At 36.0% G+C, this 15,853-nt stretch carries 14 protein-coding genes; 3 read left to right on the forward strand and 11 right to left on the reverse strand.

Going from position 1 to position 15,853, the window contains the following annotated elements; all coding sequences use genetic code 11:
- Positions 1 to 76: 76 nt before the first annotated feature.
- From IDG65_RS08975 to sbnA, 11 genes are all read right to left on the reverse strand, one after another.
- Positions 77 to 703 carry an MFS transporter gene (locus tag IDG65_RS08975; protein WP_000414630.1) on the reverse strand — a complete coding sequence of 209 codons (627 nt, stop codon included), beginning with the start codon at positions 701 to 703 and terminating at the stop codon, positions 77 to 79.
- Positions 704 to 752: 49 nt separating this feature from the next.
- Positions 753 to 1,160 (reverse strand): hypothetical protein, encoded by a 408-nt coding sequence (locus IDG65_RS08980; RefSeq protein ID WP_000094900.1) that lies wholly within the window; start codon positions 1,158 to 1,160, stop codon positions 753 to 755.
- Positions 1,161 to 1,355: 195 nt separating this feature from the next.
- On the reverse strand, positions 1,356 to 2,120 hold the full coding sequence (gene sbnI / locus IDG65_RS08985) for a bifunctional transcriptional regulator/O-phospho-L-serine synthase SbnI (protein ID WP_001015549.1): 765 nt from the start codon (positions 2,118 to 2,120) through the stop codon (positions 1,356 to 1,358).
- Between the two features lie 3 nt (positions 2,121 to 2,123).
- Positions 2,124 to 3,326 carry a staphyloferrin B biosynthesis decarboxylase SbnH gene (gene sbnH / locus IDG65_RS08990; RefSeq protein WP_001223706.1) on the reverse strand — a complete coding sequence of 401 codons (1,203 nt, stop codon included), beginning with the start codon at positions 3,324 to 3,326 and terminating at the stop codon, positions 2,124 to 2,126.
- Positions 3,326 to 4,102: a staphyloferrin B biosynthesis citrate synthase SbnG gene (gene sbnG / locus IDG65_RS08995; protein WP_001186801.1), complete on the reverse strand. Its 777-nt coding sequence runs from the start codon at positions 4,100 to 4,102 to the stop codon at positions 3,326 to 3,328. The genes sbnH and sbnG overlap by 1 nt, the downstream gene beginning before the upstream one ends.
- Positions 4,077 to 5,927 carry a 3-(L-alanin-3-ylcarbamoyl)-2-[(2-aminoethylcarbamoyl)methyl]-2-hydroxypropanoate synthase SbnF gene (gene sbnF / locus IDG65_RS09000; RefSeq protein ID WP_078064733.1) on the reverse strand — a complete coding sequence of 617 codons (1,851 nt, stop codon included), beginning with the start codon at positions 5,925 to 5,927 and terminating at the stop codon, positions 4,077 to 4,079. Before sbnF ends, sbnG begins: the two co-directional genes overlap by 26 nt.
- A complete protein-coding gene (gene sbnE / locus IDG65_RS09005) occupies positions 5,836 to 7,572 on the reverse strand; it encodes an L-2,3-diaminopropanoate--citrate ligase SbnE (protein WP_001179873.1) in 1,737 nt (578 codons plus the stop codon). The genes sbnF and sbnE overlap by 92 nt, the downstream gene beginning before the upstream one ends.
- Positions 7,562 to 8,818 (reverse strand): staphyloferrin B export MFS transporter, encoded by a 1,257-nt coding sequence (gene sbnD, locus IDG65_RS09010; RefSeq protein WP_000610056.1) that lies wholly within the window; start codon positions 8,816 to 8,818, stop codon positions 7,562 to 7,564. Before sbnD ends, sbnE begins: the two co-directional genes overlap by 11 nt.
- A complete protein-coding gene (sbnC, locus tag IDG65_RS09015; RefSeq protein WP_001179389.1) occupies positions 8,811 to 10,565 on the reverse strand; it encodes a staphyloferrin B biosynthesis protein SbnC in 1,755 nt (584 codons plus the stop codon). Before sbnC ends, sbnD begins: the two co-directional genes overlap by 8 nt.
- A gap of 20 nt (positions 10,566 to 10,585) precedes the next feature.
- The gene (sbnB, locus tag IDG65_RS09020; protein WP_001078456.1) at positions 10,586 to 11,596 is read right to left on the reverse strand and encodes an N-[(2S)-2-amino-2-carboxyethyl]-L-glutamate dehydrogenase SbnB; all 1,011 of its coding nucleotides are present in this window, start codon (positions 11,594 to 11,596) and stop codon (positions 10,586 to 10,588) included.
- Positions 11,593 to 12,573: a 2,3-diaminopropionate biosynthesis protein SbnA gene (gene sbnA, locus IDG65_RS09025; RefSeq protein ID WP_000570808.1), complete on the reverse strand. Its 981-nt coding sequence runs from the start codon at positions 12,571 to 12,573 to the stop codon at positions 11,593 to 11,595. Before sbnA ends, sbnB begins: the two co-directional genes overlap by 4 nt.
- A 230-nt stretch (positions 12,574 to 12,803) precedes the next feature.
- On the opposite strand from sbnA, the gene sirA reads away from it, so the two are divergent.
- The 3 genes from sirA to sirC are packed head-to-tail and all read left to right on the forward strand — an operon-like array spanning position 12,804 to position 15,802.
- A complete protein-coding gene (sirA, locus tag IDG65_RS09030; RefSeq protein WP_001045111.1) occupies positions 12,804 to 13,796 on the forward strand; it encodes a staphyloferrin B ABC transporter substrate-binding protein SirA in 993 nt (330 codons plus the stop codon).
- 15 nt (positions 13,797 to 13,811) lie between these two features.
- Positions 13,812 to 14,807, forward strand: a complete 996-nt coding sequence (gene sirB, locus IDG65_RS09035) for a staphyloferrin B ABC transporter permease subunit SirB (protein ID WP_000924999.1) — start codon at positions 13,812 to 13,814, stop codon at positions 14,805 to 14,807.
- Positions 14,804 to 15,802: a staphyloferrin B ABC transporter permease subunit SirC gene (sirC, locus tag IDG65_RS09040; RefSeq protein ID WP_000136638.1), complete on the forward strand. Its 999-nt coding sequence runs from the start codon at positions 14,804 to 14,806 to the stop codon at positions 15,800 to 15,802. The genes sirB and sirC overlap by 4 nt, the downstream gene beginning before the upstream one ends.
- Positions 15,803 to 15,853: the final 51 nt, after the last annotated feature.

The following is a 15,853-nucleotide window of genomic DNA, read 5'->3' on the forward strand; positions in this document are numbered from 1 at the left end:
TGGCAATGCGTTTAAATGTCGCTTTAAAAGTGCTTATGTTGAATATTATTTTTTAAGTCTCTCGATTAGTTTGTCATCAATCTTTTTTCGAGACATGGTCTTTTGATTCAATCGGCGGTTGCGTGTTATCACTGTCAACTTTAGTTGTAGCTTCATCTTTATGTATTTCTTCGTTTAATCCTTCTAGGTTTTTAGTCGTGGGATTTTTAAACTCAGGATGTTCCATCATGTCTTGACTATCAAGTTCCTTTTTACCCGTGTCTTTATGTGATGCTTGATTTGCGTTCCCTTTACTTTTTTGAATAGTGGTAGTATCTGCTGCAGCTACTAATTTTTTTCTACCTAAAATAGATATGGCTGAAACAAACCAGAGTATTGCAGATACAAAGTTGCATAATACTAAAGCGATAATAGCCAATACAATTAATATGACACCTTTTGAAATCCTTTCTTTAAATAAGTCAGATGCCAATACGATGACAGGTACGATTGAAAGTATAATTACAAATATAGAAATTATTGCCGATATAACTATTGTTACTATTAAATAATCAGCTCTGCTACCTGATAATAAATAGAAAAGGCCGAAAATTAGTCCATAGCAAATTACAAACCCACATAAAGTTATAGCCATGAGTACTATATAAGCTATTTGAAAATATAAACCTATCTTTATGAATGATTTTTCTACATTTTTTTCCATGTCTATTCCCCATTTATTTAATATTTATACTCCGCCTTAAATATTCTCTTTATTCTTTAGTGATTTTATCTTTAGATTCAAATTGATTCTCTGTACTTTCAATATCAACTTTTTCATTTTCGTCTGTCGATTCATCTTTTGAGTATTTATTCCAAATCAGCAAAATACCACCAATCAGCCATAAAATTGCCGAAAGGAAATTATATAAACACAGTGCAATAATCGCATAAACAATAAAAAGTGCACCTCCGATTACAGAGTAACTTTCCATATAAATCGCAGTAAAGATGGTTGGTAAAACAGTGAAAAGAGTCAATATTAATCCTAATAAAAAAATTGTTTCGTAATCAGAGCCTCCAGCAATATTAATAGATATCATCCTAACAAAAACGACACTAAAATATATTTGAGCTACGATGCCTATCCAAATTGTTATTCTTCCTATAATTGAGCTCATGCTCATTCCCCATTTATTTAAAATTTATACTTTACCTTAATATACCTTATTTTATTTAATTTTTATATGCAAAATACAAAAATGGAGAACTCCAATATTTATAAAATATCAAAAGTTCTCCACACTATATTGTTTTATTATATTTTCGCTATCAATACGCTAAATCATCATATTTCCCTCAACATCACAGTAAAACTATTGCTCCACCAAGTATACTTTTTCAGTATAGCATCTCATATTGGCAAACTTATCTGCTAAAAACTGCTTCCAATTGCGCAGTTGTTCAACATCATCATCTTGTTTAAGCAATGCCAGTGGTACTTGAAGATTAAGACATCGTCCTGAAATATTAAAGCGTGTCACACCTGCTGGCACAGTTTCCCCTTTATGAACAACCGCTTCAATTTCCTTATAACTCAATGGCTGATACTTCATGAGTACATCTTGTTGAGAAAGACAAGGATATGTACCTTGTGCAATTCTCTCTACAGAACAACAACCACTATAACTTGCGACAACCTTTTCCCATACTTGAAAATGTGCTTCGCCTAAATCTTTTGTATACAAATATTGTTCTGTATCACCATGACACATCGTAATAAATGGCGCTTCTTGTCTTGTCTCAGTAGTCCATGGCAAGCGATGTTCTTGTTGTAACGTTTCCCACCACACACCAAATGGAACTTTATGTTGCCACGTACTAATTGAATATTGTGTTTCATGGATTTCTTGCACTGGAACTTTCTTACATCCTAACGCTTTCAAACTTGTATACCGATGCACACCATCTATAACCATATATCTACCATGTTGCATCGCTGTCACTAAAATAGGATGACGTATAAAATCATCTGCTTCAATACTACTTTTCGTCTTTTCCAATCTTAAAGGTTCGAATGTTTCGTGAAGATCAATCTTATCTACTGGTACCAATTTTAAATGTTCATGAATATGATTCAATAGTTATTCATCCTCCTTTGTTTGCGTTAAATAAATAAATTCAGGATGTGGATGGCTTAAGAAATCGTGATGTGAAATAGACCATCCGTATGCACCTGCATATTTGAAAACAATAACGTCGCCTGTACTGATTGCGTCTATCTTTACTTCTCTAGCAAAGACATCTTTCGGTGTACATAATTGACCGACTAACGTTGTGTCCTGTCTCGAAATTGAAACTTTTTCAAATGAATATGGATTGTCCTTATAGCGATAAATTTCAAAAGGATGGTTATGCTGCCAAGATACCGGCAGTCTAAATTGTTGCGTACCTCCTCTTAAAATGGCATACCAAGCACCATGCACTTTCTTAATATCTAGCACTTCTGTCACATAGTAACCAATATGTGCCACAATAAAGCGCCCACATTCAAAGTTCAATGTCACATCTTCCATTTCTTGCTCAACGATAAGTGTTTTAAAACGTTCTACAAAATTATCCCACTCAAATTGGCTAGTTAAATCTGCATAGTTAACCCCTATACCACCACCAAGATTGATATGTTTGAGTGGAAATCGATGTTTTTCAGACCATGCCTTTGCTTTTTTAAAATAAAGTTTCACTACATCGACATGTAAATTCGAGTCTAAATTGTTAGAAATAGAATGAAAATGAAATCCATCTAGATGAATATTTGGCATTGCGAGCGCAGCTTCAATGACATCATCAACTTCGTCTTCAGAAATACCAAATTGTGTAGGGCGTCCTGCCATATGCAACGTTGCATTGGGAAATGGTCCTGCTAAATTAACACGCAATAAAATGTGTTGTGTCTTATCTTCATCTTCTAAGATGGCATTTAGCCTTTGTAATTCATGCATACTTTCAACATGAATACGCTGAACACCTTCACTTACTGCATATCTTAGTTCCTCGTCTGTCTTACCAGGGCCACCAAAAATAATATGATTTGCTGGTTTAAAAGCAAGACCTTTTGCTATTTCACCTTGAGATGCAACTTCGAATCCTTCAACATACTGACTAATTGTATCTAGGATTGTTCGTTCACTATTTGCTTTCATTGCATAGTACATTTGACAATTACTCGGCAATGACGATGTAATATGTTGCAAATGATGTTCCAGTCCGACTAAATCATAGATATAATGACAAACTGGATGAGATTGTGCTTTTAATTGTTCAATAACAGGTTGAACTATACGCATTAGCCTTCATCCCCTTTCTGTTTAGACGTCGCTAGAGATGCACTTAAATGGCGATATATTTTTCCGCGATCATCACCTAAAATAAATGTTTGTACACCTTGTGCCTGCCATTTTGCAATATCTTCATCTTCACGTGGTAATGCACAAAAATGTTTACCATGTGCATTCACAATTTCAAAAATATGTTGAACATGTGATGTTACTTGATCATCACGCGTTTGCCATGGTATGCCAAGTGACTGGGATAAATCTGCGGCACCTTCGACTATCATGTCTAAACCTTCGACTTGAGCTATATCGTCAATGGCCATAACCCCTTCAACATCTTCTATCATGGCAATCACCATAATATGCTCATTAGCCATCTCCATTGCATCAAGTAATGGTGTACGTCCAAATCTTGCCATGCGACCACCATTCAAACTTCTTAATCCTTGCGGGTAATAACGACTTAATTTCACAATATGCTCAACTGTCTCACGATCTTTAACGTGTGGCACAATAATACCTCTCGCACCCATATCCAACACTTTAATGATATCTCTATCTATCACTGCAGTGACACGTACAATTGGTATAATATGCGCTGCTTCAGCTGCACGAATTAAATGCGCTAGTGTCTCATCATTAATCGCCACGTGTTCTGTATCAATCACAACAAAGTCATACCCGCTTGCTGCGATAACCTCGATCATCAATGGGTCCGGTATAGAATTAAAAATGCCATAAACTGAATCACCATTGTTTAATCTATGTTTCAGAGATAGTTGTTGCATCATTTATACCTCCTACACCTAATGGATTTGTAACATGATGAATTCTTAACTCGGAGTCACTTAATAATCGACGTGTCGTTAACTTTTCAACTTGAATCGTAGGTTCAAACAAATCGAAATGTTGATAGTTATTCAACTCTGGAAATGCTTCTTGATACGCCTCGATAATGTCTTTAACCCATTTCCATTGTCGCTGCTCATCGATACCATATTGCTTTTCAATAAATAAGATGATTTCGGCGATATTAATAAAGAAAAATGCATCATGTAAAAAGTCGCGTACTAAACGTTCGTCATCTGTTTCAATAAATGAATTACTATTCACTTTTTTATGTGCTTCTGGCATTGGCTTTAATGTCAGGTGTGAAGCAGCTTCACTTAAATGCTCACGCTTAAAACGAACACCATCATGAAAATCTTTTAAGGCAATACGTGTAGGCCAACCATTTTCATGAATGAGCATCATATTTTGTGCATGCGATTCAAAGGCAATACCGTGATAATAAAGCATATGAATCATTGGACGAATCGCTACAGCTAAAAATTGCTTTGTCCAAGCTTCAGAACCATATTGTTTAATCCACTTTTCAATGAATGGTACACCATCCTTATCACTCGCATAAAGTGCATTAAATGGTATCGCATCCTCTTCATCGATTAACATATGATATATATTTTCACGCCATATAACACCTAACGCACCATAAACTTGAGTTTGTTTATAAGGCGAAAGTTGTGTATTTAAATAAGACTGTCCTAAGACTTCCCCTAGAAAAGCTGTCTTTAATTCATCTTTTAAATACGTATCTTGTTGCTGTATCTGCTTTAACCAATCCGTAATTTGCGCTGCATTTTCAATTGTATGAGGCGCCAACACTCGTTTCGTTGAAGTATTCGTTATACTTATTGGTACCTTTAAATAATATTTTGTCGTGTCTATTGGCGACATCGTACGAATCGATTGTTGAGGGTGATATAGCTCATCACTTTCCCCTAACCATAGTACTGTGCCATTAAGCCTTTCTTCAGCCAAATCAACTTGGATGACATGTTCAAACTGCCATGGGTGTACAGGTATCATCTCAACATCATTTACATGTTTGCCAGACGCTTCAATTTGCTGTACAAAATGTTCATAAGTCTTATCACCAACTTGTTGACGTAACATTTCTTTAACTACAACATTTCTTGATACCGTCGTTTCTACTTTATCTTTGTCGATAGCTAACCACTGCAGTTTAACGTTTGGTACAAAATCAGGTCCAAATTTCAAATTATCACTCAACGTAAATCCTAAACGTGATTTGTAACTTGGATGATACTGATGCCCTTCCATCGCATAAAATTCATAGTCGTTAAATGTCTCAGGTGTTGCTGGTGGGTTTGATTCTCGATACTGCATACTTTGTGTATCTTTTAATTCTGTCTGTAATAACTCAACAATAAATTGTTCTAGCTTTTCATCATTTTTAGGAAATGTAAATACAGCTTCTCTCAATAATTGTGTATAGTCTGTTGTTGTATCTGCCTCATCTCCTACGACACGCTCAATTGGTGATGTGATACGTATACGATCAAAGCTATGTGTCTTTTCAGCAGTAAAACGATACTCTGAATCATGTCCTTCTATTGTAAAATGACCGACACCGTCTTGATATGACGCTTTATACACAACAATATTCTCATAAATAAGTGATGATACCAGTTGGTGCATCACTCTAGTCTTTACACGATTAAGAATTGTTTGATTCACAATACGATACCTCCTTGTTATGACAAATTGGATTTGGTATATGTGTATAAATAGGGTTTGCACCACAATCATTCAATTTACTCATCAAATTCGCTTTAGCCGCAATGGTCGGCGTTTGATATAAATCTTCTACACAGTCAACAAATACTGCGTTATTCGCGTATTCTTTTTTCCATGTCATAAGACGATGCGCTACAAGTTGCCATAACACAACTTCATTTCTAGTCGCTTTACCAATAGTTGATACTAAATGTCCTAAGTGATTTACTACAACATAATATTTAAGACGATGCCATGCTTCATCGTGTGCATATACAACAGGGCTTGATGCTGCCACAACATTTGGCACAAGTTGTTTTTCAGTAGCAATCGTTCTAGATAGACAAATGCCTTCAAGATCTCTGACAAAGCATACGTCGGGTATGCCATCTTTTAATTCAATTAATGTATTTTGTACATGTGCTTCTAGACTAATGCCTGTGTTACTAAACAGCTTTAATATCGGCAATAATGTACGATCCAAATAACATTCAAGCCATGGTTCTGGTGCTAAACCACTTTGCTCAATCACTTGTGATAACTTAGACATCGATGAATCAGGCATCGTTTCAAATAATGACGCCAATACATGAATATCTTTATCAGCATGGTAATTCGGTATCCCTTCACGAACAATCATGGCACTATTTGTTAATAAATCCATTTCAGGTTCAACTGTTTGCCCTAATGGATTCGGTAACAATGCACGATATCCTTCTTCAAACATCAATTTAAAATGGGGTGTTTCAACCTCATCTTTGACTGATGCGATAACTTGCGCGGCATCAATTGTCCGTTCAATCTGTTCAAGGTCATTCGTACGTATAAAATTAGTAATTTTAACGTGTATCGGTAATTTTAAATAAATGTTTAATGCTTTTGAAAATACAGTTCTAACCGAAGACGTCGGGTACACTAAATCACCGGAAACGCCAAGGTCTTTTATTAAACCTTGTTCACTATATTGCATATACTGTGGATGCTGTCGCAACACATTGATTTGATAAGGATGTATTGGTAATAAAATAAAATCTTTAGGTATCTCTGATATATTTATATCTGCTAATTGATACAACACTTTCTCAACCTGATCTTCTTTACCTTCTACATAGCGCGTGAGCAGAACATTTTTATGCACAGCTAAATAATGCAATTGGAATGATGTATGACATTCGGGTGCATATTTCTCTAAATCTGCTTCTGAAAACCCACTTGCACTCTTAGGAGTCGGATGAAATGGATGACCTAAGTATAAAGATTGTTCTGAAACGATATAGCGATCCTCTACGTAGTCTATTGTGTTACTTTGCAAATAACGCGCCGTGCGATGAATGCTATTATCGATGTCAGACATAATTTGCGCCATATGTTGTTGCACTGCCGTTTGATTATCTGCACTTTGAGCCATATATTGCAAAATACGCGCAATTGCTTCTTTATAAGTTGTTATTTTTTTACTTTTTCCATCAATAAGCCATACCTCTGGATGATACATATGATGCCCCATCGCAGACCAATAGCGAAATTCACCCGTTAACGTTTCGAGATCTGATAATTGTATAGACCATTGATGATTTTGAGGTGGCACTTGATATAAATTTTCTTCTCTAAAATATTCATTTAAAATGCGTTCGATAGCCGCATACGCTGCATGTTGTATTAATTCTTTATTTTGCACTTTTTTGTTTCAACTCCCATAATTTCATTAATGTGTGCTCGTTGATTTGATTAGTGATGGTTGAACAAATTAAAAATAAACTACTTACTGCAAATACTACGCCCATAACGATAAACGTAGTAGCTGGTGTAGTATAACTAGTAATGGCAGCGCCACTAAGACTACCAATAATTTGGCCAATAACTAACATACTATTTGTCGTACCAACAAATGTGCCTTTAAGTTGTTGATGACACGCATTCACGACAACAAACATGACACTTTGAATCAATGCACTATATGTTAATCCTTGAAGTATCCTTGCAGCCATTAAAAACTCTATATTCGTCGCTAAACCTTGCAGTATCGCACTACAACCACATGCAATCGTTGCAAATATATATACTGATTTAACATATGATTTATCATTAAAGCGACCCCATAAAGGCGCGCTTAATATCGAAGCCGTCCAAAATGCGGACTGTAAAAATCCAATCACACTACGGTCATCTATCGCTGTATGATTCACTGATGAAGCAAGTGGTGATAATGCAGTTAGCATGCCATACATAGCAAAGTTTGCTAAAACGCCAACGATAATAAATCGACATGTTTGTTGTGTGCATAATAGACATTGAAATGAACGGCGAATACCTTTATTAATATTTGGTGTTTGTGATTTTGACATATGTGTCGTTTCAATCAATTTTAATGCACCGAAAATACAGACAATAAAAGTAATAACGGCAATACTCATCAGTAACGCACTAAAACCTAATATCGAAGCTGTAACACCGCCAATTAATGGCCCCACAAGAGACCCTGCGCTGACTGAACTTTGCAGTCTTCCTAATACCTTGCCACGATCTTCAGCTGGCGCCTCTGCACTCGCAAACGCACTTGATGCATCAACAACACCACCAAATAGTCCCTGCAATAACCTCACAAGTACAAACTGTAATGGTGTCGTACACAATGCCATTAAAAATAAGCATACCGCCAAACCAAGTAACGCTCTTAACACCATCCATTTTCGACTGATCTTATCACCTAGCTTCCCCCATATCGGCGAAGCTATCATCGTCGTTACAGCAGGAGCAGCAATCGCTATACCACTCCACAACTGTATTTCTACGACTGATAGATTTTGTAGTGATGCCATATAAATTGGCAATAATGGCACAAGTACTGTCAGTCCAGCAATCGCTATAAACTGACTGAGCCATAAAATGCGAAAGTTACTGCGCCATATAGACTGATTAATCATATGTCACCATTGGATTTGGTACGGTAGTTAAACCTGAAGGCATACTACCTCCACCACTATCACGTTGATATAGCAATGGTAATAAAATTTGTTTGAATGGCCACGTCTGTTTATCAAATAAAATGTGTCTGACAGCTAGCTGATCAGTTGTAACCCAGGAAATAGTTGCCACTTCATTTTTTAAAATTTGTTTTAACAACGACATAAGTTCATGCTCACTTACACCAAATAAATCTTGAATTGCATCAATAATGGCATATAGATTTACCGATACAGCTAATGTTTGAAAATAAGCAAAGAATGTTTCCAAATCTTCATTAATTAGCGTATTAGGTGTATCTTCTCTGACGACATACTTCGGCAATGAAAGCTGATGTGCTGTTAGCCATGGTTTATAAATTCTGACAGTATCATGATCACGTAACACGCATTTTTGTACACGTCCATCTTCAAATGACAACAATATATTTTGACCATGCAACTCTGGTAATGCGCCGTATTGCATAAATGATAGTGTTACCTTTAAAAAGACTTGCGCGATATCTTCAAATAACGTCATGACATCATTTTTAGAAATATTATCTTTTCCACAAATCATTTGATATAAGGTGCGATTATTTGCCGCGAGTGCTGCCATTGACACTAGCTGTTGCGTATCATTTTTGGCTAGCACTTCTGGATATTTCCTTAGCTGAACAGTTAAATGACCTAATTGATCTTTGAAAATATCATTGTCTTGACCCATATATGACCACCAAGCTGTCTCATCGCAAACTGTGACATACTTAGCTAGTGCTTCATCTTTTTCTATAAGCTGACGTAATAATTGTTCTGCTTGTTCTCCGTTTTTCATGTAACGCGTAGGCGTTAGTCTTAATGCGCCTAATGACTGCATTGCAAATGGTACTTTGACATGGTTATACGGTGCGCCAATATCAATTAATGAACGCATACTTGAAGACGACAGATAATCTCCAAATTTTAACGGTAATAGTACAACCAATTTTTCACTAATCTCTTTCGCAAAGACGTTCGGCAAAATATGTTGATATTGCCAAGGATGTACAGGAAATAGTACATAGTCATCTATTGATAACCCTTGATCATGTAACATATCTGTCGCTTGTTCTTTTATAGGGGCTGTCAAATTTTCTAATTCATCAATATTTGCAGTATCGCCATGAATCATATGTGTCTTTTTAACTGCTGCAACCATTAAAGGAAATGATTGATTTAATTCAGCTTGATACACTTGATAATCCGCTTCTCTTAATCCTCTTTTTTCTTTAGCTAATGGATGAAATGGACGATCTTTTAAACTTGCAAACTGCTCTGACATCACAAAAGGATGTGACGCTAAATCTAATTCTGATAATTGTTTAGCAAGCTGTGTGGCAGCAGTAGTCAGTCCTTCTTCAACGCGAGCCACTTCCCATTCATGACTTAAATCACAATTCATATTAGCAATTGTTTGCCAAAATTCATCTGCAGTTAGTGGTTGCTTAGACGCCCTTCCCTCTATCGTAATTGGTTGTGAACTTTCATAACGAAACATATTTAAAGCACTAAAATAAACAGGTATCTTTATTTGTTGTGTTTCACGTTCGTATATCAAAAGCGTTTGTCCATTTTCTTTAGTAATATCACTATTCGATACAATTCCGGCTATATCTTCAAATAATAATGCATCAACTAAATCCCTTAATATTATCGTTTGTGCTGTATTGACTGCTGTATGATTCTGCAATGTTCAGACACCTCGCATTCTTAATATAGGTTCAATGTTGTCCCAATATTTTGTTGTTGTGCCTGTTGATAAATAAAATAAGCACTTGAAATATCTTCGATAGCCATACCCATCGGATTAAGTAATATGATTTCATCATCGTCTTCACGTCCTGGTATGTCACCTGTCACAAGTTGCCCTAGTTCAGCATGAAGTGCTTCTTTGCTGAATTTACCTTCTAACACCAATTGGTTAATAGTTTTCTTTTCTCGATTACATTGTGACCAGTCATCTACTACGACTTTGTCAGCTTTAATAAAGACTTCTTTATGCACATCCATGATAGAAATGTTGCTAATAAATGCACCCTTTTGTAACCAATCATATTCAATGTATGGTTGATCCGTTACGGTACATGTAATGACTACTTCACCATTTGATACTGCTTCTTTAGCATTTTCTGTCGCAATAAAATTAATTTCCGGACGCTGTTGTTGCCATCTATCAACAAAGCGTGCACATGCTTCAGAGAATTGATCGTAAACAAACACGCGTTCAATATGATCGAATTGCTCTAACATACTTTGTAATTGCTTGTCTCCGATTAGCCCGCATCCAATGATTGTTAAGTCTTTAAATCCTTTTTTAGCCAAATGCTTAGCTGCAATCACTGAAACTGCTGCAGTACGCATACTACTAATTAAACTTGCTTCCATAACTGCAATTGGATAATTCGTTTCCGGATCATTCAAAATAATGACACCACTTGCACGCTCCATATTACGTTTCGATGGATTGTCGTGCTTACTACCTATCCACTTAATACCTGAAATTGCGTGTTCTCCACCGATATGGCTTGGCATTGCAATAATTCGATCTGCGATGTGTCCATTTTCAGGATCCTGTCTTAAATACGGCTTAAGCGGTTGTACAAAATCATTGTGCGCATGCGCTGTTAATGCTTCTGTTAATGCGTCCACATAAACTTGTGAATGATTTCCTCCCGCTTGTTCAATATCTGATCTATTTAAATACAACATCTCTCTATTCATTCTGATTTAACTCCTTGTCTTGATTTCATTTTTTCTAACCATGTATCTGAATAAACTAAATCTAAGTAACGATCGCCTCGATCTGGTAAAATCGTGACAATTGTTGCACCTTCTTCAATTGACGTTATCAACTGCTCAATCGCTGCAATAATCGAACCTGTTGAACCTCCGGCAAATATGCCTTCATAATCAATCAGTTTTCGACAGCCCAAAGCAGATTGATAATCATCTACATGGATCACTTGATTAATTTCTGATCTATTCAATATTTCGGGTACACGACTAGCACCGATACCAGGTAATTCTCTATTAATAGGTTTGTCACCAAAAATGACTGACCCTTTCGCATCAACAGCAACAATTTGTGCGTTTGGATGCACTTCTTTTATTTTTCTACTCATACCCATAATGCTACCTGTCGTGCTGACTGGCGCGACAAAATAATCTATAGGTTGCTTAATTGTTTCAACAATCTCTGTGCCTGCACCATGATAATGGGATTGCCAATTTAACTCATTCGCATATTGATTAATCCAATATGCATCGTCAATAGTGGCTAACAGTTCTTGCACCTTTGCAATACGAGTCATTAAATAACCCCCATGTGCATCAGGTTCTTCAACCATTTCTACATTGGCACCATAACTTTTAATAATTTTCAAATTTGTTGGTGATATTTTAGGATCAACAACACACGTGAGTTTTAATCCCTTGATTTTAGCTATCATTGCCAACGCAATGCCTAAATTACCAGAAGTACTTTCAATTAAATGTGTATTCTCAGTGATTAAACCATGTTTAATACCATGTTCAATGATGTACTTGGCAGGTCGATCTTTCATGCTGCCTCCAGGATTCATATACTCTAACTTTGCAAACACTTCATGTTTCGGAAATAGTTGATGAAGTTGAACCATAGGTGTTTGCCCTACAGAATCTAACAATGAATCGTGACATGCTTGACTTTTTTCAATCAAAAGCGCTTCCTCCTCAAATTTAAAATTCTATAATATTGTGTGTTACCTAATTGATAATGATTCTCACTATCAAGTAATTAGGATTATATTTTTTATGCATTTATATGTCAAATAATTATAAGTTGCATGTAAATCATAAATATTTTATTGACTTAGGAAAAATTTTAATTCATACTAAATCGTGATAATGATTCTCATTGTCATACATCACGAAGGAGGCTAATTAGTCAATGAATAAAGTAATTAAAATGCTTGTTGTTACGCTTGCTTTCCTACTTGTTTTAGCAGGATGTAGTGGGAATTCAAATAAGCAATCATCTGATAACAAAGATAAGGAAACAACTTCAATTAAACATGCAATGGGTACAACTGAAATTAAAGGGAAACCAAAGCGTGTTGTTACGCTATATCAAGGTGCCACTGACGTCGCTGTATCTTTAGGTGTTAAACCTGTAGGTGCTGTAGAATCATGGACACAAAAACCGAAATTCGAATACATAAAAAATGATTTAAAAGATACTAAGATTGTAGGTCAAGAACCTGCACCTAACTTAGAAGAAATCTCTAAATTAAAACCGGACTTAATTGTCGCGTCAAAAGTTAGAAATGAAAAAGTTTACGATCAATTATCTAAAATCGCACCAACAGTTTCTACTGATACAGTTTTCAAATTCAAAGATACAACTAAGTTAATGGGGAAAGCTTTAGGGAAAGAAAAAGAAGCTGAAGATTTACTTAAAAAGTACGATGATAAAGTAGCTGCATTCCAAAAAGATGCAAAAGCAAAGTATAAAGATGCATGGCCATTGAAAGCTTCAGTTGTTAACTTCCGTGCTGATCATACAAGAATTTATGCTGGTGGATATGCTGGTGAAATCTTAAATGATTTAGGATTCAAACGTAATAAAGACTTACAAAAACAAGTTGATAATGGTAAAGATATTATCCAACTTACATCTAAAGAAAGCATTCCGTTAATGAACGCTGATCATATTTTTGTAGTAAAATCAGATCCAAATGCGAAAGATGCTGCATTAGTTAAAAAGACTGAAAGCGAATGGACTTCAAGTAAAGAGTGGAAAAATTTAGACGCAGTTAAAAACAACCAAGTATCTGATGATTTAGATGAAATCACTTGGAACTTAGCTGGCGGATATAAATCATCATTAAAATTGATTGACGATTTATATGAAAAGTTAAATATTGAAAAACAATCAAAATAATTAAGGAGTTTTACGATGCTACTTAAACCAAAATACCAAATCGTTATTGCTGGTTTATGTCTTGCAATAGTAGCTATCTTAAGTTTAATGATTGGAAATACGCTTGTGTCACCAGGTACGGTGATACAGGCGTTATTCAACTTTGATAGTGAAAACGATTTACATGATGTTGTCACTGGTGCACGGGCGTCGAGAACAATCATTGCGTTATTGACTGGTGCTGCCCTTGCTGTCTCAGGTTTGTTGATGCAAGCACTTACACGAAACCCAATAGCATCACCAGGCCTTTTCGGTGTCAATGCAGGCGCAGTATTTTTTGTCATCTTTAGTATTACATTTATCCAAATTCAATCTTTTAAAATGATTGTTGTCATCGCATTTTTGGGGGCTATTGTTGTTACAGTCTTAGTCGTTGCGCTAGGTATGTTTAGACAAACACTATTCTCACCTCACCGTGTCATTTTGGCAGGTGCTGCGATTGCGATGCTATTTACAGCCTTTACTCAAGGCATACTTATTATGAACGAAACAGACTTACAAGGCCTATTATTTTGGTTGAGTGGCTCCGTTTCATTACGTAACATTTGGGATATCCCATGGATTATTCCGCTTGTATTGATACTTATTTTAATTGCATTTAGCATGGCTGCACACATCAACATCTTGATGACAAGTGACGACATTGCAACCGGCCTCGGTCAAAACATAAAATTAATCAAATGGATGATTATTATGCTCATCAGTATGTTAGCCGGTATTTCGGTAGCCGTAGCTGGATCAATCGTCTTTGTGGGTCTTATCGTACCGAATATTAGCAAACGATTATTACCACCAAACTATAAGTATTTAATTCCTTTTACTGCATTAGCTGGAGCAATCCTAATGATCATTTCAGACATTGTTGCTCGTATAATAATTAAGCCACTAGAGTCGCCTATCGGTGTCGTTACCGCTGTCATTGGCGCTATTGTCTTAATCTATATTATGAAGAAAGGACGTCAACGCTTATGACCGAAAAGATTAATAAAAAAGACAATTACCATCTCATCTTCGCGTTAATCTTTTTAGCCATCGTTTCAGTGGTAAGTATGATGATTGGTTCAAGCTTTATACCATTACAACGCGTACTGATGTACTTTATAAATCCAAATGACAGTATGGATCAATTCACTTTAGAAGTATTACGCTTACCTCGCATTACACTTGCGATTTTAGCAGGTGCCGCACTAGGAATGAGTGGTTTAATGTTGCAAAATGTATTAAAAAATCCAATTGCCTCACCTGATATTATCGGTATCACAGGTGGTGCTAGCTTAAGTGCTGTTGTCTTTATTGCATTTTTCAGCCATTTAACGATACATTTACTTCCACTATTCGCTGTATTAGGTGGCACAATTGCAATGATGATACTATTAGTGTTTCAAACGAAAGGACAAATACGCCCGACAACACTCATAATCATCGGTATTTCGATGCAAACGTTGTTTATTGCGCTTGTCCAAGGATTACTCATTACAACGAAGCAATTATCTGCTGCCAAAGCTTATACATGGCTAGTCGGAAGTCTTTACGGTGCTACGTTTAAAGATACAATCATTTTGGGTATGGTTATTTTAGCTGTTGTGCCGTTGTTATTTCTTGTTATACCAAAAATGAAAATATCTATACTTGATGACCCTGTAGCGATTGGCTTAGGCTTACATGTACAACGTATGAAACTAATCCAATTAATCACTTCTACTATACTCGTATCTATGGCAATCAGTTTAGTAGGTAACATTGGGTTTGTCGGTTTAATCGCACCACATATCGCGAAAACAATCGTTCGCGGAAGTTATGCTAAAAAGTTACTAATGTCAGCAATGATTGGTGCCATATCAATTGTTATTGCAGACTTAATTGGGCGTACCTTATTCTTGCCTAAAGAAGTGCCAGCAGGTGTATTTATTGCTGCTTTTGGTGCCCCATTCTTCATATACTTATTATTAACCGTGAAAAAGTTATAAAGATATTATCAAAACAAAATGACCTCACAACGAAGTTAGCTAAATGATTCA

Origin of the sequence: Staphylococcus sp. EG-SA-17 (assembly GCF_017151845.1) — a bacterium.
In the GTDB taxonomy this organism is placed as follows: Bacteria; Bacillota; Bacilli; order Staphylococcales; family Staphylococcaceae; genus Staphylococcus; species Staphylococcus aureus.

Coding starts and splice junctions, on each gene's coding strand:
- sirB (WP_000924999.1), top strand. CDS start 13,812: ATGCTACTTAAACCAAAATACCAAATCGTTATTGCTGGTTTATGTCTT.
- sbnH (WP_001223706.1), bottom strand. CDS start 3,326: ATGCGTATAGTTCAACCTGTTATTGAACAATTAAAAGCACAATCTCAT.
- IDG65_RS08980 (WP_000094900.1), bottom strand. CDS start 1,160: ATGAGCTCAATTATAGGAAGAATAACAATTTGGATAGGCATCGTAGCT.
- sbnD (WP_000610056.1), bottom strand. CDS start 8,818: ATGATTAATCAGTCTATATGGCGCAGTAACTTTCGCATTTTATGGCTC.
- sirC (WP_000136638.1), top strand. CDS start 14,804: ATGACCGAAAAGATTAATAAAAAAGACAATTACCATCTCATCTTCGCG.
- sbnF (WP_078064733.1), bottom strand. CDS start 5,927: ATGATTGTGGTGCAAACCCTATTTATACACATATACCAAATCCAATTT.
- sbnB (WP_001078456.1), bottom strand. CDS start 11,596: ATGAATAGAGAGATGTTGTATTTAAATAGATCAGATATTGAACAAGCG.
- sirA (WP_001045111.1), top strand. CDS start 12,804: ATGAATAAAGTAATTAAAATGCTTGTTGTTACGCTTGCTTTCCTACTT.
- sbnG (WP_001186801.1), bottom strand. CDS start 4,102: ATGCAACAACTATCTCTGAAACATAGATTAAACAATGGTGATTCAGTT.
- IDG65_RS08975 (WP_000414630.1), bottom strand. CDS start 703: ATGGAAAAAAATGTAGAAAAATCATTCATAAAGATAGGTTTATATTTT.